General features: G+C 62.8%; 21 protein-coding genes. 15 read left to right on the top strand and 6 right to left on the bottom strand.

From position 1 onward, the window contains the following. Positions 1–10: 10 nt before the first annotated feature. Positions 11–856 carry an NAD(P)-dependent oxidoreductase gene (locus QP752_RS00835; protein ID WP_284803997.1) on the bottom strand — a complete coding sequence of 282 codons (846 nt, stop codon included), beginning with the start codon at positions 854–856 and terminating at the stop codon, positions 11–13. A gap of 20 nt (positions 857–876) precedes the next feature. On the opposite strand from QP752_RS00835, the gene hemL reads away from it, so the two are divergent. Genes hemL through galE form a run of 7 tightly spaced genes read left to right on the top strand, consistent with a single transcriptional unit; the run spans position 877 to position 7,829 of the window. Further along, complete coding sequence (gene hemL / locus QP752_RS00840) at positions 877–2,202, top strand: glutamate-1-semialdehyde 2,1-aminomutase (RefSeq protein WP_070975700.1); 1,326 nt, start codon at positions 877–879, stop codon at positions 2,200–2,202. Beyond that, a complete protein-coding gene (locus QP752_RS00845) occupies positions 2,203–2,805 on the top strand; it encodes a histidine phosphatase family protein (protein WP_284803998.1) in 603 nt (200 codons plus the stop codon). It begins immediately after the preceding gene. Positions 2,806–2,819: 14 nt separating this feature from the next. After that, positions 2,820–3,398: a TlpA disulfide reductase family protein gene (locus tag QP752_RS00850; RefSeq protein ID WP_284803999.1), complete on the top strand. Its 579-nt coding sequence runs from the start codon at positions 2,820–2,822 to the stop codon at positions 3,396–3,398. Positions 3,399–3,440: 42 nt separating this feature from the next. Then, positions 3,441–4,178, top strand: a complete 738-nt coding sequence (locus tag QP752_RS00855) for a cytochrome c biogenesis CcdA family protein (protein ID WP_284804323.1) — start codon at positions 3,441–3,443, stop codon at positions 4,176–4,178. Continuing rightward, on the top strand, positions 4,179–5,807 hold the full coding sequence (locus QP752_RS00860) for a cytochrome c biogenesis protein ResB (protein WP_070477401.1): 1,629 nt from the start codon (positions 4,179–4,181) through the stop codon (positions 5,805–5,807). It abuts the gene before it with no gap. 28 nt (positions 5,808–5,835) lie between these two features. Further along, the gene (gene ccsB, locus QP752_RS00865) at positions 5,836–6,837 is read left to right on the top strand and encodes a c-type cytochrome biogenesis protein CcsB (protein WP_070477403.1); all 1,002 of its coding nucleotides are present in this window, start codon (positions 5,836–5,838) and stop codon (positions 6,835–6,837) included. Further along, entirely contained in the window at positions 6,837–7,829 is a 993-nt protein-coding gene (galE, locus tag QP752_RS00870; protein ID WP_284804001.1) for a UDP-glucose 4-epimerase GalE, read from the top strand. Before ccsB ends, galE begins: the two co-directional genes overlap by 1 nt. On the opposite strand, the gene QP752_RS00875 is transcribed toward galE, so the two are convergent. Further along, the gene (locus tag QP752_RS00875; protein ID WP_070477766.1) at positions 7,826–8,089 is read right to left on the bottom strand and encodes a hypothetical protein; all 264 of its coding nucleotides are present in this window, start codon (positions 8,087–8,089) and stop codon (positions 7,826–7,828) included. The two genes, galE and QP752_RS00875, sit on opposite strands and share 4 nt — an antisense overlap. A gap of 53 nt (positions 8,090–8,142) precedes the next feature. Between QP752_RS00875 and QP752_RS00880 the strand changes: the two genes are divergently transcribed. The 4 genes from QP752_RS00880 to QP752_RS00895 all read left to right on the top strand — a co-directional run bounded on the left by QP752_RS00880 (position 8,143) and on the right by QP752_RS00895 (position 12,222). After that, complete coding sequence (locus QP752_RS00880) at positions 8,143–8,448, top strand: DUF4229 domain-containing protein (RefSeq protein ID WP_284804325.1); 306 nt, start codon at positions 8,143–8,145, stop codon at positions 8,446–8,448. Between the two features lie 358 nt (positions 8,449–8,806). Further along, on the top strand, positions 8,807–10,144 hold the full coding sequence (locus tag QP752_RS00885; protein ID WP_284804003.1) for a TrkH family potassium uptake protein: 1,338 nt from the start codon (positions 8,807–8,809) through the stop codon (positions 10,142–10,144). Then, positions 10,137–10,808: a TrkA family potassium uptake protein gene (locus QP752_RS00890; protein ID WP_284804004.1), complete on the top strand. Its 672-nt coding sequence runs from the start codon at positions 10,137–10,139 to the stop codon at positions 10,806–10,808. Before QP752_RS00885 ends, QP752_RS00890 begins: the two co-directional genes overlap by 8 nt. Positions 10,809–10,818: 10 nt before the next feature. Next, a complete protein-coding gene (locus QP752_RS00895; protein WP_284804005.1) occupies positions 10,819–12,222 on the top strand; it encodes a succinic semialdehyde dehydrogenase in 1,404 nt (467 codons plus the stop codon). Between the two features lie 6 nt (positions 12,223–12,228). Here the strand turns inward: QP752_RS00895 and QP752_RS00900 are convergent, their stop codons facing one another. The 3 genes from QP752_RS00900 to QP752_RS00910 form a co-directional block, all read right to left on the bottom strand. Then, positions 12,229–13,008 carry a MerR family transcriptional regulator gene (locus tag QP752_RS00900; protein WP_284804006.1) on the bottom strand — a complete coding sequence of 260 codons (780 nt, stop codon included), beginning with the start codon at positions 13,006–13,008 and terminating at the stop codon, positions 12,229–12,231. 34 nt (positions 13,009–13,042) lie between these two features. Continuing rightward, on the bottom strand, positions 13,043–14,920 hold the full coding sequence (locus QP752_RS00905; RefSeq protein ID WP_284804008.1) for an AAA family ATPase: 1,878 nt from the start codon (positions 14,918–14,920) through the stop codon (positions 13,043–13,045). A 99-nt stretch (positions 14,921–15,019) separates the two neighbouring features. After that, a complete protein-coding gene (locus QP752_RS00910) occupies positions 15,020–15,781 on the bottom strand; it encodes an Abi family protein (RefSeq protein WP_084028621.1) in 762 nt (253 codons plus the stop codon). A gap of 407 nt (positions 15,782–16,188) precedes the next feature. On the opposite strand from QP752_RS00910, the gene QP752_RS00915 reads away from it, so the two are divergent. Next, positions 16,189–17,496, top strand: a complete 1,308-nt coding sequence (locus QP752_RS00915) for an HtaA domain-containing protein (protein WP_284804010.1) — start codon at positions 16,189–16,191, stop codon at positions 17,494–17,496. Here the strand turns inward: QP752_RS00915 and QP752_RS00920 are convergent. Beyond that, complete coding sequence (locus tag QP752_RS00920; RefSeq protein ID WP_284804011.1) at positions 17,493–18,776, bottom strand: hypothetical protein; 1,284 nt, start codon at positions 18,774–18,776, stop codon at positions 17,493–17,495. The two genes, QP752_RS00915 and QP752_RS00920, sit on opposite strands and share 4 nt — an antisense overlap. A 469-nt stretch (positions 18,777–19,245) precedes the next feature. On the opposite strand from QP752_RS00920, the gene QP752_RS00925 reads away from it, so the two are divergent. The 3 genes from QP752_RS00925 (at position 19,246) to QP752_RS00935 (ending at position 21,405) form a co-directional block, all read left to right on the top strand. Next, positions 19,246–20,391 (top strand): ImmA/IrrE family metallo-endopeptidase, encoded by a 1,146-nt coding sequence (locus tag QP752_RS00925; RefSeq protein WP_284804012.1) that lies wholly within the window; start codon positions 19,246–19,248, stop codon positions 20,389–20,391. Further along, positions 20,392–20,877, top strand: coding sequence for a DUF4411 family protein (locus QP752_RS00930; RefSeq protein WP_284804014.1), 486 nt, complete (start codon positions 20,392–20,394; stop codon positions 20,875–20,877). Positions 20,878–21,144: 267 nt separating this feature from the next. Next, the gene (locus QP752_RS00935) at positions 21,145–21,405 is read left to right on the top strand and encodes a hypothetical protein (RefSeq protein WP_143000822.1); all 261 of its coding nucleotides are present in this window, start codon (positions 21,145–21,147) and stop codon (positions 21,403–21,405) included. The last annotated feature ends 31 nt before the right edge of the window (positions 21,406–21,436 follow it).

Genomic DNA, 21,436 nt, shown 5'->3' on the forward strand with positions numbered 1-21,436 from the left:
TCCCAGAAAATTAGCGGTACACCACCACTGAGGAGAAGTCCTCGTCCCCGTGGCCCTTCTTCTGCTGCTCCTGCAGGGAGGCAACTGCGGCTGCCACGGCGGGCAGCTCCTTGCCGGCGGCCTCGGCGGTGGCGAGCATCAAACGCGCGTCCTTCTCGATGGCGTCGGTGGAGAAGTCGCCGGGGTTGGTGTCGCGCTCGCCGAGCAGGAAGGGGGACTTCATGTTCACGATGAACTCGAGGCCGGTGGAGCCGAGCATGTCGACGATGGTGGCGTCGTCAAGTCCTTGGGCGTTGCCGATGTGCAGTGCCTCCTTGAACCCCTGCATGGTCACTGCGAGGGCGAGGTTGGCGATGAGCTTGCCCGTCGCGGCCTGGGCGGCGGTGTCGACGACCTTGAGGCGTTCCGGGTTCGCGGCGGCCCACGGCGCGACGACCTCGGCGACTTCCTTGCGGCGCTGCTCGGTGGCGCCGCCGACGTAGACGCCGAGCTTGCCGGCGCGCGCCGGGATGAGTGAGCCGACTACGGGGGTGTGGACGAAGGTGGGGACGGCGGCGGCGAAGGAGTCGGCGTCGGCGGGGGAGATGGTGGTGGCGTCGGCCCAGGTGACGCCGTCGGGGATGAGGCCGGGTTCGATGACGACTTCGCGGACGGTGTCGGGGCCGAACAGGGAGGTGATGACCATGTCGGCGCCTTTGACGGCGTCTGCGGGGGTGTCGGCGGCGGTGGCGCCGCGCTCGACGAGCGGGGCGGTTTTCGCTGCGGTGCGGTTCCAGACCGTGAGGTCGTGGTCACTGACAAGCTTGAGTGCTAATTCGGTACCCATACGGCCGAGGCCTAAAAATGCAATCTTCATATCGCCTAGGATAGGCAACTATGACGAAGACGAACCTGACTTCAGAAAATACTGCTCGTTCTGCTGAGTTGTTTGCGCGTGCTCAGCGGGTCACGCCGGGCGGGGTGAACTCGCCGGTGCGCGCGTTTGGCTCGGTGGGTGGGCAGACGCGCTTTATCGAGAAGGCGTTCGGCAGCACGCTTGTAGATGTCGACGGCAACTCCTATGTCGACCTGGTGGATTCGTGGGGCCCGATGATCCACGGGAATGCGCACCCGGCGATCCTGGAGGCCGTCGAGAAGGCGTTGGTGAACGGGTTGAGCTTCGGTGCGCCGACGGAGGCCGAGGTGGAGATCGCGGAGATGATTACGCAGCGTACGTCCGTGGAGGAGGTGCGCATGGTCAACTCGGGTACTGAGGCGACGATGTCGGCGGTGCGCCTGGCGCGCGGGTATACGCAGCGCCCGAAGATTATTAAGTTTGATGGCTGCTACCACGGCCATGTGGACGCTCTGTTGGCGTCGGCAGGCTCCGGCATTGCGACGTTCTCTCTGCCGGATTCGCCAGGGGTGACCGGCGCGCAGGCGGCGGACACGATCGTGGTGCCGTACAACGACATTGAGGCAGTGAAGCGGGCGTTCGCGGAAAACGAGGGCCAGATTGCTGCCGTGATCGCGGAGGCGGCCGCCGGCAATATGGGTACGGTGGCGCCGCAGGACAACTTCAACGCGAAGCTGAAGGAGGTCTGCCACGCCAACGGCGCTCTGCTCATCCTGGACGAGGTGATGACGGGCTTCCGCACCTCCTACTCCGGCTGGTACGGGGTCGATGGTGTTGCGGGTGATCTGACGACCTTCGGCAAGGTCATCTCGGGTGGGTTGCCGGCGGCGGCCTTTGGTGGGCGTCGAGAAGTAATGGAGAAGCTTGCGCCGAACGGGCCGGTGTACCAGGCAGGAACCCTGTCCGGAAACCCGGTGGCGATGGCTGCGGGCATGGCGTCGTTGCGCCTGGCCAGCGAGGATATTTACCCGGTGCTGCACCGCAACGCGGACAGGCTGGAAGATTTGGTCAGCTCGGCGCTGACGCGTGAGGGCGTGGCGCACCACATCCAGCGCGCGTCGACGATGCTGTCGGTGCGCTTCGCGGAGAGCGAGGGCCACAACTTCGACGACATGAAGGCGGCGGACACGTTCCGCTACGCGCCGTTCTTCCACGCGCTGCTGGACCACGGCGTGCACGCGTCCCCGAGCCCGTTCGAGACCTGGTTCGTCTCCACGGCGCTGACCGACGACGACTTCGCCACCATCGAGGCCGCGCTCGTCCCGGCTGCGAAGGCCGCAGCCGCCGCGACCCCGGAGGGCCAATAAATGACGCGAAGTGTTGTCCACCTGGTGCGCCACGGTGAAGTGTTCAACCCGAAGAAGATCCTCTACGGGCGACTGCCGGGCTACCACCTCAGCTCCCGCGGATACTCGATGGCCGCTGCGACCTCGAAGTTTTTCGAGGGCCGCGACGTCACCTACCTGGCGGCCAGCCCGCTGCTGCGCGCGCAGGAGACCGCGCAGCCGATTGCGGAGGTCACCGGCCTGGAGATCGATACGCGGGAGGAGATCCTGGAGGCCGGCAACACCTTTGAGGGGCTGCGCACCAAGGGGTGGCGCTCCCAGCTGTGGAACCCGATCCGGTGGCGCCACATGCTCAAGCCCTGGGAGCCGAGCTGGGGCGAGTCCTACGAGGACATCTTCGCCCGCATGGACGTCGCGATTGAGGACGCCCGCCAGCGCGCCGAGGGCCACGAGGCCGTGTTGGTGAGCCACCAGCTGCCGATCGTGACGGTGCAGCGCTACGTGCAGGGCAAGCCCTTCGCGCACGCGAGCCGTCGCTGCGAGCTGGCCAGTGTGACGTCACTTGTGTTCGATGATGACGTTGTTGTTGACTGGTCATACTCAACCCCCGCATCCGCGATCTAACCTGGAAGGACCCTATGACCGTGCGCCGCAGCCTTGTCCCATTCGTTGCCGCAGCCGTGCTGCTGAGCGGGTGCTCGAGCGCCAGCGACAACGGCGAGTCCTTCGCGTTCCACTCGCCGGGCGGGCAGGTGGAGCTGTTCTACCCGCAGGAGGAGCGTAAGCCGCTGCCGGACTTTTCCGGCGAGTCCCTGATGGAGCCGGGCAGCGAGATTTCGCTCAGCGACTTCGACGGCGAGGTCGTGGTGCTCAACGCGTGGGGCCAGTGGTGCGCGCCGTGCCGTGCGGAGGTCGACGACCTCCAGGAGGTGCAGGAGTCCATCGAGGGCTTCGGCACCGTGCTGGGCATTAACGTGCGTGACCACAACGCGGACATTGCGCGCGACTTCATGAAGGACAACGGGGTGACCTACCCATCCATCTACGACCCGCCGTTTAAGACTGCCGCGTTCTTGGGCGGCGTGCCCAGCTCCGTGATACCGACGACGATCGTGCTGGACACCCAGCACCGCCCGGCGGCGGTGTTCCTGCGGGAGGTCACCGCCCAGGAGATCATCGACCTGGCGAATACGCTGCACCAGGAGGCGGAGGCCTAAGTGGGGGAGGCGTTATCGGAGCTGGTCTCCCAGGGGCCGCTGATGCTGGGGATGCTGGCGGCTGCGCTGGCCGGGTTGGCGTCTTTCGCCTCGCCGTGCGTGGTGCCGCTGGTGCCGGGCTACATGTCGTACCTGACGGGCATCGTGGGCGGCGAGCTTAACGTGGATGAGCGCGGGGTGTCGGTGACGCGGCGCCGCTGGGCCGTCGCCGGCGCGGCGGGCCTGTTCATCCTCGGGTTCACCGTGGTGTTCCTGCTGGCCACCGTGACTGTCTTCGGTGCGGTGAGCGCGGTGGCGCTCAACGCGGAGACCCTCATGCGTGCGGGTGGGGTGGTCACGATTGTGATGGGCCTGGTGTTCGCCGGTTGGGTGCCCGCGCTGCAAAACGACACGCGGCTGCGGCCGAAGAAGTGGACCACGCTGCTGGGCGCGCCGCTGCTCGGCGGGGTGTTCGCGCTCGGGTGGACCCCGTGCTTGGGGCCGACGCTCGCCGCCATCGTGTCCGTTTCTGTGGGGACGGCGGGCATGACCGCGGCGCGCGGCGTGCTGCTGGTCATCGCGTACTGCCTCGGGCTGGGGCTGCCGTTCTTGCTGGTGGCGCTTGGCTCGGCGAAAGCGGTGCGTAGCATCGAGGTGCTGCGAAAGCACTCGCGCACCATCCAGGTGATCGGCGGGGTAGCGATGGTCATCGTCGGCCTGCTGCTGCTGACCGGGGCCTGGAACGTGTTTATCGGCTGGACGCGCCAGCTCGTCTTCGGATATGGAGCAACGGTGATTTAAATGAGCACTGCATGGACGTGGCTACGCAGGTCGTGGCACTGGCTGACCAGTATGCGCACCGCGCTGCTGCTCCTGTTCTTACTTTCGCTCGCCTCCATACCGGGCGCGCTGTTGCCACAGCGCACGGTCTCCGCGACGCTGGTAGACGACTACCTGCGCGCCAACCCAACCATGGGGCCCATCTACGACAAGCTGCAGCTTTTCGACGTCTTCGATTCCACCTGGTTCGTCGCCATCGTCACGCTGCTGATGGTGTCGCTGGTCGGGTGCATCATCCCGCGCTCGATTGACCACTGGCGCGCGTACCGGGCCACGCCGACCCGGGCACCGAAGTACCTGTCCAGGATGCCGCTGCATGCGGAAGGGGACGTCGATACGCCGAAGGAAGAGCTGGAGGCGAAGGCGCGCGCAGTGCTGCGCAAGTGGCACGTGGCTTCCTACCAGCCGGAGGAGGACCGCGCCGGGGTGTTCTCCATCTCGGCGGAGCGCGGCTACTCCCGCGAGCTGATGAACCTGCTGTTCCACATCGGGCTGGTGGGCATGATTGTGGCGTTCGCGGCGGGCCGCATGGTCTTCTACGAGGGCCAGGTCATCATGGTGACCGAGTCCGAGTCGCAGTACGCGGTGCCTGTGGAGCAGCCGCGCCAGTTCTGTAATACGTCGCCTGCGAACTTCGACGTCTTCCGCGCCGGCCCGCTTTTCGACGGCACTGGCCTGCACCCGTTCTGCATCGAGTCGAAGAACTTCCGCGCCGAGTACCTCAACACTGGACAGGCGAACGGGTTCTGGTCGGACGTGGCCTACACCCCGGACGTGGCCGCCCCGCGCGAGCAGTGGCAGGACTTCACGCTGCAGGTCAACCACCCGCTGCGCGTGGACGGCAACCGCGTCTACCTGCAGGGGCACGGCTTTGCCCCCCAGGTGACCATCACCTGGCCGAACGGGGAGTCGCGCACCCAGATGGTGCAGTTTAGGCCCACGGACGTGCAGAACTTCCTGTCCGCCGGCGTGATGCGCTTCGACCCGCCGGCCGGCATGTACCCGGACCTCACCGAGCGCCGCGAGCACCAGATCGCCATCGAGGGCAACTTCGCGCCCACCGCCCAGTGGACCGGCGTGAACGGCGACATGCTGCAGTCCGGCTTCCCTGCGATGCAGGACCCGGCGATGGCAGTAGACATCTACGTCGGCGACGCCGGCCTGGACACCGGCCGCCCGCAGAACATCTTCGTGCTGGACCAGAACCTGATCGCCGAGGGGCGCCTGCAGAAGGTGGAGCGCGTCAACCTGGTGCCGGGGGAGGAAACCACCCTTGAGGGCGGCATCCGCGTGCGCTTCGATGGCGCAGCCGAGTACGCCAACTACCAAATCTCCCACGACCCGACCCAGGGCTGGATGCTGGCCACCTCGGTGCTCATGCTGGCCGCGCTGGCCGGCTCGCTGACCATCAAGCGCCGCCGCCTGTGGATCCGCCTGACCCCGACGGCCACCGGCACTCACGTGGAGCTCGCCGGCCTGGCGCGCACGGACCGCGCCGGGTGGGGCGCCGAGTTCGACGAAATCGTGGAGGAAATCCTGGGCGTTTCGGAGGAGGAGAACCCCTCCTTCGAGGTTGATGACCTTGGCTAACCTGCGATGACGCGGTAGATTGTTCCCCATGCTTGTCGATTCCACGATGGCGGACCTTTCAGACCTCACGTTCCGCACCGCGTTCATCCTGTACCTGGCTGCGCTGATCATGTCCTGTATCTACTACGGGCGCATGTTCGGCGTGCTCGACATGCGCCGCGAGCGCGCCCGCATGGATCAAAAAGTCGCCGTGGGGGCCGGGGGCGGCTCCGAGCTTATCGACGCCCCCTCCGACTCCTTCGACCAGGCAGAGTACGACCGCCGCGTCGCCGGCGCTCGCAAGTGGGCGAACATGACGCAGGCGCTGATCTGGTTCGGCATCGTGCTGCACGTGGCGTCCTTCATTACGCGCGGGCTGGCGGCGAAGCGCTTCCCGCTCGGCAACCTGTACGAGTACATCCTGGCCATGACGGCCGTCGTGATGGTCGCAGCCGCGATCGTGGTGCAGCGCAAGAACTGGCACACCATCTGGCCGTGGCTGCTCGCCCCGATGGCGATCGCGATGTTCTTGAACTCCACGGTGTTCCACATGCACGTGGCGCCGGTGGTGCCGGCGCTGCAGTCCTACTGGCTGCCGGTGCACGTTTCGTCGGTGTCGGTGGGGGCGTCGATAGGTATTGTGTCGGGCATCTTTGCGCTGCTGTACTTGCTGCGCATGTGGCAGCCGCGCGGCGAGGAGCATGGGTTTTTCGGCGCGATTGCGAAGCCACTGCCGAGCGCGAAGACGCTCGACCAGATCACCTACAAGACGGCGATTATTACGCTGCCGCTGTTCGGAATCGGCATTGTGTTTGGCGCGATCTGGGCTGAGGTCGCCTGGGGTCGCCCGTGGGGCTGGGACGCGAAGGAAACCGTGTCCATGATCACGTGGATTCTGTACGCCGCCTACCTCCACGCGCGCGCCACCGCCGGCTGGAAGAACTCGAAGGCCGCGTGGATCAACGTTTTTGCCTTGGCCATGACCATCTTTAACATGACCTATGTAAATACTGTCATTGCTGGACTTCACTCGTACGCAGGATTGAACTAATGAAAACACTGATTACAGGAGGGGCCGGCTACATCGGCTCCACAATTGCATCGTGCTGCTCCGACGCAGGCATCACCCCGGTCATCTTGGATGACTACTCCACTGGCCTGCGCGTCTTCGCAGAGCGCTTCGACCACTACGAGGGCGACATCGCCGACACCGAGCTGCTCAACAAAATTTTCGACGACCACCCCGACATCGAAGCCGTCATCCACTGCGCGGCCAAGATCATCGTGCCGGAGTCCGTCGCGCAGCCGCTCGAGTACTACGACGTCAACGTCGGCCGCGCAACCAAGATGCTGCAGGTCCTTCGCGACCGCGGCGTCAAGCGCGTCATGCTCAGCTCGACCGCCGCAATGTACCAGGCGGACGAGGACTTCACCGTCAACGAGTCCTCCGTTGTGGCGCCAACCAGCCCGTACGCCGCGTCGAAGTGGATGCTGGAGCACGTCATGGCTGACGCCGCTGCCGCCGGCCAGATCCAGGCTGTGGCCCTGCGCTACTTCAACCCGATCGGTGCCGACCCACAGCTGCGCACCGGCCTGCAGAACCCGCTGCCGTCCCACGCGCTGGGCAAGATGATCACCGCCCACCAGAGGGGTGAGGCGTTCACGGTCACCGGCGTCGACTGGCCAACCCGCGACGGCTCTGGTCTGCGCGACTACGTCCACGTTTGGGACCTGGCCCGCGCCCACGTCGCCGCCCTCAAGGCCGACCTAGCCCCGTACGAGGTCATCAACCTGGGCACCGGCACGGGCACCACCGTCTTCGAGCTCGCGGAGGCGTTCAAGTCCGCCAGCGGCTCCGACATGGAGGTCACCACCGCACCACCACGCGAGGGCGACGTCGCCGGTTGCGCACCGCGCATCGACAAGGCGCGCGAGGTACTCGGCTGGTCCCCAGAACTCACCATCGAGCAGGGCGTCCGCGACTCCCTGGCCTGGGCAGAGAAGCTGCCCGAGGTCCTCGCCGAGGAAGCAACGCGCAGCTAGTCTTCGCCGCGCTTCCTCCGACGCTCCTCCTCTTCACGACGCCGGCGCTCCGCCTCCTCGCGGGCCCGGCGTTCTTTAAACCTATTCTTCTCGATCTCCCACAGGAACTCCTCATCATCATCCGGCCCCTTAATAACCGGCGGTTGTTCCTGCTGCTGCACCCCGTACCCTCCATACCGTGCATTCGACCCCGGGCCGAACGCGCGCCACATCAAGTACACAGCCAGAATGATCAGAGCGATGAGTAGAAGCCTTCCCATGCCCTCTAACATACTGGTCCACCTTTGCGTTAGGCTAAGTCCCCATGGCCCCCATGAGTGAAGCACCCGAAGTAGATCCGAGCGCGAAGCGTCGCGCCAACAAAGCCGCCGCCATCTATGGGCTGTATCGGCTCCTCCTCTTCATCGCCCTTACCGTGGTGATCCAGCTGCTAGCCGTCGCGGTTGGGGCGCCCGTGCCGCTGATCATGTCGGCCCTGCTGGCCCTGATCGTGGCGTTCCCACTGTCCATGCTGGTGTTCAAGAAGCAACGCATCGAGGCCGTCGAGGCGCTTGCGCATTGGAAGGAGCAGCGCCAGGCCCGCAAGGCGTGGATCGAGGCCGAGCTGGCCGAGCGTTAGTTCTCTCGTGGGTGGGGTGCACCAAATTCCTGCATTTTGGCGTCGTGGGTTCGTAAAAGCCCAGGTCGCTGATTGCTTGCGGCGGAATTTGGTGTCGGGGCTATCGGTCGGAGTGCCAAAAGACGCAATCGAATAAGGTCTATTGCTTCAAAGTTGCTGGCAAAAATATGCTAGACAACAAACGATGTCAGATTTGGCACTGGCGCCCACTCCATAGCTACTCAGCGACAAGAAAACCCCTCCGCAGCCAGTCCGCTGAACGGGTGACTTCAGGCAAGAGGGGAATACCCCTCACACTTTACACTCGAAAAGTTCAAAACCCTTGCCACCCGCACCCCGCTGGCGTAATGTTCCGCTGGTGCCTGCTGACATTCGGCACCGCCAGCTCAATAGCGCGGCGGTGATCTTGTTCGGCTTCCTGGTAGCCCTGTTCGTGGGCACCGTGTTGCTGATGCTTCCGGCTTCCACTGTGAATCCGGGTGGGTTGCCGCTGTTGCCGGCGTTGTTTACGGCGACGTCCGCGCTGTGTGTAACCGGCCTAGCCATTGTGGATACGGCGACGTATTGGACTACGTTCGGCAAGGTGGTCATTGCCGTGTTGATCCAGGTTGGCGGGTTCGGGGTGATGAGCTTCGCGACGATTCTGGGTCAGGCGGTGGTCCGCAAAGCGAATTTGAGTGCGAATGTGATTTCGGCGGTGGAGCGTCGTACGGCGGTGGGCGGGATCGCGCCGCTGTTGAGGCGGGTCCTGCTGGTGAGCATCGTGGTGGAGGCGCTGGTCGCGCTGGCGTTGACGGCGCGGTTCGTGGCGTTGGGCTACCCATTGCCGCGCGCGTTGGGGCATGGGGTGTTTCATGCGGTGTCGGCGTTTAACAACGCGGGGTTCGCCCTCTATTCGGACAACATGACCGGCTTTGTGGGGGACTGGTGGGTCTGCGCGCCCATCATGGCGGCGATCATTATTGGTGGTTTGGGGTTTCCGGTGCTGTTTCAGTTTCGGCGAGATGTGTTGCGCCTGTACCGGTGGACGTTGAATACGCGCATGGTGGTTGCGGGTACGCTCTTCCTTCTTTGCTTTTCGACGGCCACCATCCTCGTCATGGAGTGGAACAACCCGCGCACGCTGGGTGGGTTGCCGGCGTCGGATGCGGTGTTGGCGGGACTGTTTCAGGCGGTGCAGACCCGCACGAGCGGGTTCAACTCTGTCGATATTGGCGGGATGCACGAGCCGACGCTGTTTGCGATGGACCTGTTCATGTTTGTGGGGGCGGGCCCGGCCGGCACCGCGGGCGGCGTGAAGATCACGACGGTGTTGGTGCTGGTGGCGGCGGTGTCGGCGGTGGTGCGGGGACGCACGCAGCCGGTCATGCTGGGCAAAGGTGTCCCGGTGGAGGTGGTGCACCAGGCGATCACGGTGGTGATGCTCAGTGGCGCGCTGGTGGTGGCGGCGACGTTCGCGTTGTTGGCGCTGACGCCGTTTCACCTGTCGGAGGTGTTGTTTGAGGTGCTGTCGGCGTTTGGCACGGTGGGGTTGTCCACGGGTATTACGCCGCATCTGGATGCGGCTTCGTTGTTGGTCATTATTTTTATGATGATTGTTGGCAGGTTGGGTCCGATTACTGTGGCGACGGCGTTTGCGTTTGCGGAGCCGGCGTCGAAAATGTTGCTTCCTTATGAAAGGCCGATCATTGGTTAAGTTTGGAACGCCCACGTACGCGGTGCTTGGGCTGGGTAGGTTCGGCTCGGCGGTGGGCCGGGAGCTCATGTTTGACGACGCCACCGTCGTCGGCATCGATCTGGAAGAGTCCGCCGTGAAACGCAACAACGGGCTGCTGTCGAAGGTGGTGCAGGCGGACTGCACGGACGTGGCCACGATTGATGAGCTGGGCATTTCGGAGTTCGACGGCGTCGTCGTGGCGATCGGCGGGGCGCACGTGGAGGCGTCGATTTTGACGTGTTCGCTGTTGGTGGATGTGGGCGTCGAGAATTTGTGGGCGAAGTCCTCCGGCAATGCGCACGGGCGCATCCTGGACCAGATCGGTGTGCCGCATGCGGTGCACCCGGAGGAGGCGATGGGGCGGCGCGTGGCGCACCTGGTGCGTGGGGCGAACCTCGACTACGTGGAGTTGTCCTCGGGCACGGCGCTGGTGCACACGGTGGTGCCGACGCACGTGGCGGGCCCGCTCGACGAGCAGGCGTTGTGGCAGAGCCACGGCGTGAAGGTGATTGCCGTGCGCCGGGAGGACCGCTGGCAACCGGTGCTTGGGCACATGGTCCTGGTGGCTGGCGAGCAGGTACAGATCTATGGGGATTCGCGCCGGGTGGAAAAGTTCAGCCGCATGGCGGCGCGGCGACGCTAACCTGGGCTGCATGTCAGTACAGCACGCTTTCGACACTGCACGCGCGGCACAGCGCGCCTGGGCGACGACACCTCTTCGCCAGCGCAGCCGCATCTTTCTCCGCTACCACGACCTGGTGTTGGCGCACCGCGACGAATTGGTGGACCTGATCCAGCAGGAGACAGGTAAGGCGAAACACAACGCGTTCGACGAGGTCATGGATGTTGCGATTACCGCCCGCCACTACGCGTACCGCGCGAAGGCGCTGCTGACGCCAGCCCGAGTGCGGGGCGCTATGCCGGTGGTGACATGGACCGAGGTGCACCGGGCACCGAAAGGCGTGGTGGGAGTGATTGCACCTTGGAACTACCCGCTCTCGTTGGCGGTGTCGGATGCGGTGGCGGCACTGATTGCGGGCAACGCCGTGGTACTGAAGCCGGATACGCAAACCCCGCGCACCGCGCAGCGCGCCCACCAGCTGTTGGTGCAGGCTGGGCTGCCAGCCGATCTGTTCCAGGTTGTGGAAGGAAGTGGGCGGACGGTGGGGCAGGAGATCGTGAAGCGATGCGATTTCCTCATGTTCACAGGGTCTACCGCCACCGGCAGGAAGCTTGCCGCGCAGGCCGGGGAGCGTCTGATTGGGTTTTCCGCTGAGCTGGGCGGGAAGAATCCACTGCTGGTTTTAGCCAGCGCGGACCCCGAGACGGCGGCGCGTGGCGCCGTTGACGCGTGCTTCAGCAATACCGGTCAGCTGTGCATCTCCGTGGAGCGGATCTACGTGGACCGCGCCGTGGCAGAAGTGTTCCTTGAACAGTTTGTGGCGCTGACGAAACGCCTGCGCATTGGGCACGGGTGGGGTGACGATGTTGGCTCGTTGATTTCTGCGGAGCACCTCTCACGCATCGACGCCTACGTCCACGACGCCGTGACCAAAGGCGCCACCGTCCTGACCGGTGGAGAAGCGCTACCGCAGCTCGGCGACACGTTCTACGCACCGACCATCCTCGTGGACGTCCCGGAGGACGCCGATCTGTACCGCGAGGAAGTGTTCGGGCCGGTCGTCTACGTGGAGGTGGTGGATGGGCCGGAGGTGGGCGTCGAGAAGATGAATGACACCGACTACGGGCTCAACGCCTCGATTTGGGGCGCGGAGGACGAGGCGCGCGTGGTCGCGGGGCACGTGCACGCCGGGACCGTGAACATTAATGAGGGGTACGCGGCCGCGTGGGCATCGATGGACGCGCCGATGGGCGGGTGGAAACAGTCAGGCGTGGGGCGACGCCATGGCGACGAAGGCCTGCTGAAGTACACCGAGGCCCGTACCGTGGCGGCGCAGCGTTACGTGCCGCTCGGCGGGGTCGGCGCTGGCGGCGGCAAGCGGGTCGCGGACGCGATGGCGCTTGCGCTGCGGCTGGGGAAACGCCTGCTGCGCTAGGCCCGGCTAGTCCTTGCTCTCGTCGCCGTGGCCGGTGGCGTGCGCGATGGCGTCGGCGAGCCACTGCGCCAGGCCAGGTTGGCGTTCTTCGTAGTAGCGCTTGAAGCGTTCATCGGCGATGTAGCCGCGCGAGATCTGGAACTGCATCTCCGGGGTGACGTCGAAGAACTGCCCGATCACCTTCCGGTGCTGTTCGACGAGTTCGGCGGCTTCCGCGCTGTCGGTGGGCACGTCGCGGCGAACAGCGTCGGCGAGTTTGGTATCGATGGCGTCGAAACGCTGCTTGCTGTCCTCCCAGTCGCTCGCGCCCCAGTTGCCGGTGCGACCCTGGTACTGCGCCCAGCCGGGCGTGTCGCCGTAGGCCTCTTGCGCCTCGGCTTGGTGTTCGGTGTAGTTCGGGTCGCCGAGGATCTCGCCGACTTCTTCAAGGGTTGGTTTGTGGTTATTCATTGCTTGCTCCAATAACTTTTCGACGGCCACCACCATCCCATCGATCCGCGAACGCTCCTCAAGCAGGCGTTCGTGTTGCCTGCGCAGGTGCTCCCGGTTCGAGGTGGGGTGGGAGAGTACTTCTTTGATTTCAGACAGTTTCATGCCAGTGGTCCGGTAGACCAGGATGTGCTGGATGCGCTCCAGGTCATCTGGCGTGTACAGCCTGTAGTTTGACCAGCTGCGATACACAGGTTCGACGAGGCCGGCCTGCTCCCAGTGGTGCAGGGTGCGCACCGTGATCCCGAATGCGTTGGCTACTTCGCCGACTGTGTACAGCGCTTCGTTGTTGGTCATGGCAGCCATTGTGCAGTCTGACGTTACGTCAGGGTCAAGCTTTGCTCTCGTCGATCTTGGAAAGCAGCTCGTCCGGGCCATACAGACCGGAGATTTCGACGGGGATGAAGAAGTCTTCGGTGAAGAACTGGCCCTTGGATGCGAACTCCCTGTTCACCCACGCGCCGAATGCATCCACTGGGATGAGTGGTATGCCGTACTGGCTGGCGGTCAGGTCGTCAGTGATGAGGGCGTCGCAAAGTGAGATGGGGATTTCCGGGCTGTACACGAGGCCGAGCTCGTCGCACAGGAGCGCCATGCGTGCACCGTCGGTGATGTGGATCCCGTTGATGACGATCGACCCACGGAACGCCACCTGGTGGCCTTCCTCGAGGATGTCGGCGAGGAAGGTCTCGTAGGGCGAACCCGTGTAGTACCTATACCAGTCCTCAAAATCGGCGAACGAGACGATCGGGATGCCCAGCTCCCGGGCGGTTCTTGCCTTGCGCGACATGGATGCCGGGTCCCACGCTACGAGGACATCGCACGTGGTTGCAGAGACGCTGTCTTCGAAGATGAGCCCGCACGAATCGCAGGCGGAGATGAGCTGCTCTTCGCCGTCGTAGAAGCTGATGGCTTCGCGGCAGCCCGTAAACACCACCCTCATGCCTGGGGAGAGCAGCGCAGCAATGTCGATGTTTTGCTCTTTGCCCTCCGGGAGGGACACCTGCGTCAGCCCTGTCATGATGGCGCGTTTGCGCACCTCCTCTTCGGCCCGCTTCGTCCAAACGCCGCGAGACATCCCCCAGGAAGAAAGCCGCAGGGCAGTCTGCTGGAGCATGCGTTGGTCGCTGACTTCCACGCCGGAGCCGGAGAAGGCTGCCCATGCGTTATCGGAGTCGGTCGCGCGAGTTTGATCGAGCTTGAGAGGAGCGGCGGGCGCCCAAAACGGCTGGAAGAGTGCGCCTTCTTGTGTATCGGATGCGTCGGGTACCGGCCGCACGTAGGGGATCTCGACGTCCCCCGAGAGGAAATCGAGCGCCATGGAGTGCGCGCGTTCGATGACGTCGCTGCCCTCAATGATGATGTCGAGTGCCTCGGCGTCGATACCGTCGCCGAGTTCCATGTCGAGGCCTCGTGCCTGGTAGCGGCCGGCGTCCTGGGCCATCTCCAGGCGATCGCCGACGACAATGCCACCTGCAGCCTGCCGTAGCAGCAGCGGCCAAAAGTCCTCGAGCTGCGGCGCGATAGCAACCCCACCCGGAGGAACCTCGTTGTCGAGGCCGAACTGCCCCAAGTCAGACATCGGGTTGAGCCACGTGCCAAAGTCCGCAACGACCTGGCCACGCTCCACAACCACCGCGTGAACGCGAACGACGTGGTAGCTGACGCTAAAACTGACACCGTCAAAGGAGAGGAACACGTAACGCTCGGGATCCTGCCTTGCCTCCTCCAGCATCATCTCCAGCGGTGAGTCGGGCCCAGCCAATTCTCCCGCAGCGATGAGTTGCACGCCCCCAAACGGTTCGTTGTTCTTTCGCACGCGCTGCAGGGCGACGCTCATCATCAACAGGAGCTCTGTGTTGACGTTGTGGGCGTCGTCGATAATTAATGTCTCAATCAAGCTGAGCAGCAGCTTTGCACTGTCGATGTCCCAGGAACCGCCCGGCAGGACGTCGCCGAGCGTCATGAAGGGATCGAAATTGAATGCAGAGTCGATCGTCAGCCCGCTGATGCCGCTCGCCGCGCGTCCCAGCAGCGCGACGGGCAGCACCCGTTTGCGCTGGCTATCGGGTAGTGCGTCGTTCACCTCCATGAACGTGCGCAGCAACGCCGACTTGCCGGTGCCGGGCGCGCCGTCGATCACAACGCTCTCGCCGTTGAGCATCGACGCGAGCTCATGCTCGAAGTCCTGCGGCATAGAAATAGCCATGACCTGCACCTTTCGCATCAACTATCACTTGTTGACTTCATTGAAGCATGCAGCCCCGACATTGCACGGGCGATGTTCGAACGGGGGTTCGCGGTGCTATTACGTGGTGCAGGGGCGTGCAGCGATTAGCCTGGGAACATCGCTGTTTTCTGCTAGCCAGGCGGCCAACTTCGGGTCAAGCATCCTGGCAAGCTTCAGGGTCTCCTCGTGTGCCTCCGTGCAGGTCATACGGTGAGGCTGTCCAGGCATCGGGAAACCTCTGATGAGCGGTTCATGGTGGGCTACACGGTTTCGAATGCTATTGACTCGCTTGCAAATCCCGTGCACCCAATCTCTGGTGAAACCAGCATGTTGCTGTCTTGCTACGTTTCTTCCTTCAGGGAAAGCATGACGTAGGGCGGCTTCCCAGTTGTGCTCGTAATTGACGCGGACCCGTCTGGGGGACTTGCCTGTATGTCCTCCTTTGTCAAAGAGATTCGTCCAAAAACCAAAGGTACAGTTAGCGAAAAGATGCCCGGGAACGTCACCATCGTTTGGACGCTCACGTACCCTCCTGGAAAGTTGCGACCAAGCCACCGCAAGATTCTGCTCTGACCGTTCATCCAGTGGAATTTCGAGGTACCAGTGGCTGCCCCATTTTGCAGCTGCCGCTTTATTGATCGATTCCCGTAGTGCAACTTCCAAAATGGCAATATCCGCTAGAAATGCAGTAGATAGCTTGATGTTCCATATATAGAGCTCGAGGGCTTCGTCTATGTTGCCGTTCGGCGATTCGCTAAGAAAACTGGCTAAACGGGCGGGTGGGAGGGAACCCCAAAGCAAGGCAGCATTTGTCGAAGGCAGTTGTGTAGGAAACGTCATTGCTATAGGCTAGCCAATGTAGTCCCCCGGATCCGGACCATAGTTAAATGTCTATGGTTCCCGGGGGTTTATTATTCTGAAACGCTTGTCGGGTGGTAGCCCACCACGACAGGTTCGTTCACGAACCGGCCACCGATGGTGGGCGTGCTGCTTGCTCCGGTCGACCTCTTACCGTCGACCTGCTCGCGTCGACCAACCCTGGTCAGCGTAAAATCGGCAAAATCGCACCAAAAAGGCCCAAAATGCTGTGACCTGCGTTGGTCGACCGGAAGAGGTCGACAGGAACGGAAGCGACGGGAACGAACGCCCCAGAAACGCCCCAAAACCCGCCCGGAAACCTTTACTCCAAACCATATCTTGCACTAAGGTAAGGCAAGCCTAATAATTCTACGAGGAGGGTGAACCTTATGAAGAAGTCCCAACGTCGGATCCACGCTGTGCTGCCAGCGCTGCCCGCGGTTGCGCTCGCGGCAAGTCTCGCCGTCGCACCGCTGGCCGTCCCGGCCCAAGCCCAGGAGGCTGGCACCACGGCCGTCGCGCCCGTCGCAGCAGCTCAGCCAGCTGGGACAACACCGCTTGCTGACGCCCAAGCCCAAACCCTGGAGTGGGAACTGAGCAAACGCGCCCTGCTGTGGGACGCCGCAGTGGAAGGGGAGGGAGTCTCCGTCGTCCCGGTGGACGAGTCCGAGCCGAACAATGGGAGCCTGAAGCTGACGAAGGCGACCGGCTGGGTCGACGAGGACACCAAAGCGCTGTCGGTGCAGTGGACCGGCCAGGTGACCTACACGATTAACGGGGCGCAAACGATCTCCTTCAAGGACTTCGCGCTCGAGGTCGATGCGGAGGGCGCCGGTAAGATTACGGCGGTCGTGAGTTCGGCGGACCCGAACCAGGCAGCAAATAATAAGGAAGCGAAGCGGGTCACCGTCGCGACGTTCAAGGGTGCCAACGTTGCCGTCGATGGCAAGACAGTGATGGTGGGGGCGACGCCGGAGTACGAAGGGGTCGTCTATAAGCGGGATGAGGACATTTCCTACCCGGATGCATGGCCGACTGAGCTGGTGAACAACGTGACGGACTCGGTGCGGTCGTGGTTCTACAACTCCGGGAGCAGGTGGGAGGACCAGAAGAAGCCGGCGCCGTTTGCTGTGACGCTGGAGCTCGGCGAGAAGCCCGAGAAGCCTGCCGAGCCGGAACCGGCACCAGCGCCAGGGCAGCAGCCAGAAGGCGGCATCCGCGATGCCTCGATTAACCGTGACGGCCACCTGATCCTGACCTTCACCAACGGCACGACCAAGGACCTCGGCAAAGTGGTGGGGAAGGACGGCAAGGACGGCCGCAACGGTGTTGATGGTAAGGACGGTCACGATGGTCGTGACGGCCGCGACGCGCCTGCCGGTCGAGACGGTAAGGATGGACGCGACGGTACCGCAGGAAAAGACGGCGCCCCAGGCAAGGAAGGCGCCGCAGGCGCGGACGGCAACAACGGCAAGGACGGCCGCGGTATCGCGTCGGTGAAGGTGGATAAGGACGGCAAGCTCGTCGTGACGCTGACGGATGGGACGGTGCTGCCGCCGGTCGAGATGCCGTCGGTGCAGCAGCAGGGTATGGCCCCGGAGTCGATTGTGGCGATTGTGCTGGGGGTTATCGCCACGCTGTTGGGTGGGTTTGCCGCGTTGCATACGCTCGCGGCGAGCATCCTGCCGAAGATCTAACGCTGCAGGCGCTTCAGTAGTGCCGCGATCACGGGGGACTGGGTAGCCAGGCCAGCAACGACGGCGAGTAGGGCTGCCCCGCCCGCGATCAGCACCGCGCCCCAGGCCGGGAACTTGGTAGGGGCAGCAGGGGTAGTGGGCTCGGCAGGCACGGTAGGCGCTGCAGGCGCAGTGGTCGTCGAAGTCGGGGTGGTCGGGGTGGTCGTCGGCGCCTCCTTGGCCTCTGCAACTTCGACCTGCACGGGGTTGGTCGGCATGGTGAAGCGCAGCGCCTGCGTCGCGGGGTCGACTGTGTAGTCCTTCACCCCGGTCACTGACCATTTCGCTTTCGCGGTCAGGGGATTCGCTAGGGTGATCTCGGTGCCGGGTGCCACGTACTCGCCGTACTCGTGCGCGATGCCGGCCGCGTACAGTCGCTGGCTGATTGGTTTATCGACGTCCCCTACGACAAAGCGCGTCGACGTCCCGAAGTCCGTGGTGACGAACTTGCCGTTGACCCATCGGCTGGCGTTGACGGAGGCTTGGTAGACGCCGGGGTCGGCATCGTCGAACTTGGCGGTGCGGGCGTTGGGGTCGGAAAGGTCGAGGCTGCGGAGGGTTTTTGTGCTGGTGCAGTGTTCGACGCATTCGATTTGGGCGCGCCACGCGGTGCCGGGGACGGACTCGGGGTAGTCCCACGCGACGGTGACGTTGCGCTGCTGGTCGATCTCGCCGCGGACGTTGGATGGCGTCGCTACGTGGTCCGTTGTTACCGACGGCACCTTGAAGGTGACGCCGCGGTCGAAGTAGCGCTCGCTGAGCGCCAGGGCGTGCGCCGCCATGATCCCGACCGTGTATGTTTGTCCAGGTTGTAGCGTGTTTGCCTCCACGAGCAGGTCGAGGTCCAGCTTCCCGCCGTTGTCTTCCATCGCGGCGGCGGGGATCCAGCGGGCGACGAGCGCGTCGCCGTCGCCGGTCATGGTGGAGCAGTGGTTGAGGCGCCATACGCGCGTCGGCGTGAGCACCACGTAAACGCCGTTGGACGCCCCGGGCGTCGACGCCGGGTTGATCCCCGACCCTTTCAGCTTGAACGTGATGTCTTTGGTTGGGTCGATGGTGTCGGGGCCGGTGACGTCGAATTGCACGCCGAGGTTCGGGTGCCGCGTGTCGAGTTCGCCGGTGCAGCCGGGTGCGGTGGCGGCGTCGATAGTTGGGAAGGCGTGCGCGACCGCAATGTTAGTGCTGAGCAGCGCGAATAGGGCAGCGCCCGTTGCGACGCGACGCCGTGTGGATACGTTCAAGATGAGACTCCCCTCATTAGATAACTTAGGTTAGCCTTATCTTAAATGTCTATCGCTATTGTGTGCAACGGCTGGCACGCTTTTTGATACTGCGAGACTGTGTCTGGCCAAGTCGTCCCGGGGGACACAACCCGAATTACGGAGGACATGATAACGAAAGCTCCGAAACTGTGTTCACGTTGTCCTTCTGGAAGCGAGGAGAACTTGCGATTTGTTGCGAAACGGTTGTAGCTGGTTTGATCTTGCAGCTTGGCGAAGTATATCCCCCGATTGCAATAAGAAATCCAGCCCACACTCTGAGCTTGGCTCGGAGGCGGGCTGAACGATTGACATGAATCCTAGCGTTCGTGAGGTTAGTTCCACAAGCCTGAAAACTCGTTTGTATCAATTTGCTAGCTGTAGCTACCCAGAGATGTTTGTCGGGCTCCTCCGCTAAGGTAAAAACTACGTAACTAGCGGGAGGTGAGAGATGGCTGTTCGAGTCGACATTGCAGAGCCGACGCTGCGCTGGGCGCTGCAGCGTACCGGCAGCACGGTGGAAGAACTTGCCCAAAGAAGTGATTTTCGGTTGGTCCGGCAATGGCTGGAAGGCAAGGTGTCGCCGACGCTGCGTCAGGCTGAGCACTTGGCATCGCTCGCATGTATCCCGTTTGGTTACTTGCTTCTCGACGGCCCCACGGACGATCAGCCGGATTTCCCAGATTTTCGCACCGTGGATAGTAAGAAAGTAACTGAGTTCAGCCCAGCGTTGAAGGAGACTATTTATACCTGTGAGCGCCGACTGAGGTGGTACGCCGAATTTGCACGCGCGGAAGGAATTGAGCCTCCAAATTTCGGTGGTGCCTGGACACTGCGTGATCGCCCGGACGATGCGGTGCGTGCATTGTTACCCCGGCTTGCCGATGCTGGTTGGAGGCCAGGTAAAGCGACCACTGGTCGGGAGAATGTATTGGAATTAGCAGATGCAATTGAGCACTGCGGTGTCCTGGTAATGCGAAATTCCGTACTTGGAAATAACAACCACCGCAAACTCGACATCGACGAGTTTCGTGCTTTCACACTGTTCGATGGTTCCTACCCCTTGATCTTTGTTAACGGCAGTGATTACAAAGTTGGGCAGTACTTCAGCCTTGCTCATGAGCTAGGCCATGTTCTGCTCGCTGCAGAAGGTCTCACAGGTGCCATGAATGATCATCACGATGTGGAGCGATGGTGTAACAGGTTTGCAGCTGCCCTGCTTCTGCCGCAGCATGCGTTGTTGCAGGAGTGGGACAGCAATCCGGATCTGAATCACATAACCCAGTGGGCCTACGATGTGTACCGGGTAAGTGCGGATACGACGCTGTGGTCCCTGGTGGGGCGCGACCGCCTCAGCAGGCCGCAGGCGCAGGAATTCCTTCAACGACGTTCTTTGCGCCCCAAGACTCCGGTTGTTGGCGGGGGCGGTGACTTTTTCGTCACGTTGAAGTCGCGGCTGGGCGGCCGATTTTTGGACACCGTCACCGGGGCATATGTAGACGGCGCAATTTCTCAAGAGGAAGCGTCGCGCCAACTGGGGATTGCCAAGAGCGAGACGTTGAAGAATACGGTTACTCGTGCGCAGGGGGTCGCATAGATGTACCTCATCGATACGAATATCGTGATTGGTGCGTTCAATCATCGACCACGGGACATTTTTGAAACGTACTGGCGGCAGTTCGATTCATTTTTCTCCAATGGTCAGTTTTATTTTCACCAGAAGGTAGAAGATGAGTTGCTGAAACGTGATGACGAAAAGTCACAGTGGTTGAGAAGCTTCGTCCCTACGTCGCAGATTCTCACTGTGACGCAGGAAGAAGTTGACGCCTATCGTGCGGTAACACAATGGGTGCGTGATCGTAAGGATGCTCCCTATGAAGAAAGCGCCATTCAAGAATTTCTGCGCGTTGCAGATTCTTGGATAGTGGCGAGTGCGCATGCCCGCGACTTCACCGTGATTACGAACGAGACCCCGAGTCCGCGAAAACAAACGCGGGTCAAGCTGCCTGACGTTGCCAATGGCTTGGGGGTGCAGTGCATGACCGAGTTTGATTTTCTGCGACAGCAAAACATTATTTTTTAGGGCGGTCAGTACTCCCTGCCTCACAACCCTTCGACCGTCCCGAGGAACCCCGCGATGATGTCCCGGTACGTGCCGTGCACACACTAGGAGCGGCCATATCTGGAACTGGGGTTAAAGAGGACGGCGAGATCAAGTGGTTTGAGGGCCAGTCATCAGATGGACTAATCAATGTTGACGAACGGTTGAAGAAGTTGAAGGCGGGTTCGCTGACGATGATGCGCACGGACGATTTGACACCTACGGATGAAGTTTTGGCGGTGATTAGCGTTGATTGACGTTGCAGCACGGGCGGTGGAGCGCGCTAGGGAGGCGCTGCCCGAGCGCCTGTGGTCTAACCGGGTGGTTGTTTACGGTGACGAGGCGATGGTAATGCCGGAGGAAACAGTGCCCATGGTGGTTGGTGACGCTCCCGCCTGGGTAACCCCTACAGAGGTTGTGGCTTTGTCCTCCAACGCTGATACGTGGCCGGAGTGGTACTGGCAGGTGTGTGAGGACGATTCCGCCTGGGTGATTATCACGCAACACTGACCGCCACCCTGACTCCGCGATACTCCTCCCC

The sequence above is a fragment of the Corynebacterium sp. UMB10321 genome, from assembly GCF_030228725.1.
In the GTDB taxonomy this organism is placed as follows: domain Bacteria; phylum Actinomycetota; class Actinomycetes; order Mycobacteriales; family Mycobacteriaceae; genus Corynebacterium; species Corynebacterium pseudogenitalium.

Excerpts from the sequence above, each read along its gene's own strand:
- QP752_RS00910 (WP_084028621.1), bottom strand. The coding sequence starts at position 15,781 with ATGACGTTTCCTACACAACTGCCTTCGACAAATGCTGCCTTGCTTTGG.
- QP752_RS00835 (WP_284803997.1), bottom strand. The coding sequence starts at position 856 with ATGAAGATTGCATTTTTAGGCCTCGGCCGTATGGGTACCGAATTAGCA.
- QP752_RS00845 (WP_284803998.1), top strand. The coding sequence starts at position 2,203 with ATGACGCGAAGTGTTGTCCACCTGGTGCGCCACGGTGAAGTGTTCAAC.
- QP752_RS00875 (WP_070477766.1), bottom strand. The coding sequence starts at position 8,089 with ATGGGAAGGCTTCTACTCATCGCTCTGATCATTCTGGCTGTGTACTTG.
- ccsB (WP_070477403.1), top strand. The coding sequence starts at position 5,836 with ATGCTTGTCGATTCCACGATGGCGGACCTTTCAGACCTCACGTTCCGC.
- QP752_RS00930 (WP_284804014.1), top strand. The coding sequence starts at position 20,392 with ATGTACCTCATCGATACGAATATCGTGATTGGTGCGTTCAATCATCGA.
- QP752_RS00860 (WP_070477401.1), top strand. The coding sequence starts at position 4,179 with ATGAGCACTGCATGGACGTGGCTACGCAGGTCGTGGCACTGGCTGACC.
- QP752_RS00905 (WP_284804008.1), bottom strand. The coding sequence starts at position 14,920 with ATGGCTATTTCTATGCCGCAGGACTTCGAGCATGAGCTCGCGTCGATG.
- QP752_RS00900 (WP_284804006.1), bottom strand. The coding sequence starts at position 13,008 with ATGACCAACAACGAAGCGCTGTACACAGTCGGCGAAGTAGCCAACGCA.
- QP752_RS00880 (WP_284804325.1), top strand. The coding sequence starts at position 8,143 with ATGAGTGAAGCACCCGAAGTAGATCCGAGCGCGAAGCGTCGCGCCAAC.
- QP752_RS00850 (WP_284803999.1), top strand. The coding sequence starts at position 2,820 with ATGACCGTGCGCCGCAGCCTTGTCCCATTCGTTGCCGCAGCCGTGCTG.
- QP752_RS00855 (WP_284804323.1), top strand. The coding sequence starts at position 3,441 with ATGCTGGGGATGCTGGCGGCTGCGCTGGCCGGGTTGGCGTCTTTCGCC.
- galE (WP_284804001.1), top strand. The coding sequence starts at position 6,837 with ATGAAAACACTGATTACAGGAGGGGCCGGCTACATCGGCTCCACAATT.
- hemL (WP_070975700.1), top strand. The coding sequence starts at position 877 with ATGACGAAGACGAACCTGACTTCAGAAAATACTGCTCGTTCTGCTGAG.
- QP752_RS00925 (WP_284804012.1), top strand. The coding sequence starts at position 19,246 with ATGGCTGTTCGAGTCGACATTGCAGAGCCGACGCTGCGCTGGGCGCTG.
- QP752_RS00915 (WP_284804010.1), top strand. The coding sequence starts at position 16,189 with ATGAAGAAGTCCCAACGTCGGATCCACGCTGTGCTGCCAGCGCTGCCC.
- QP752_RS00895 (WP_284804005.1), top strand. The coding sequence starts at position 10,819 with ATGTCAGTACAGCACGCTTTCGACACTGCACGCGCGGCACAGCGCGCC.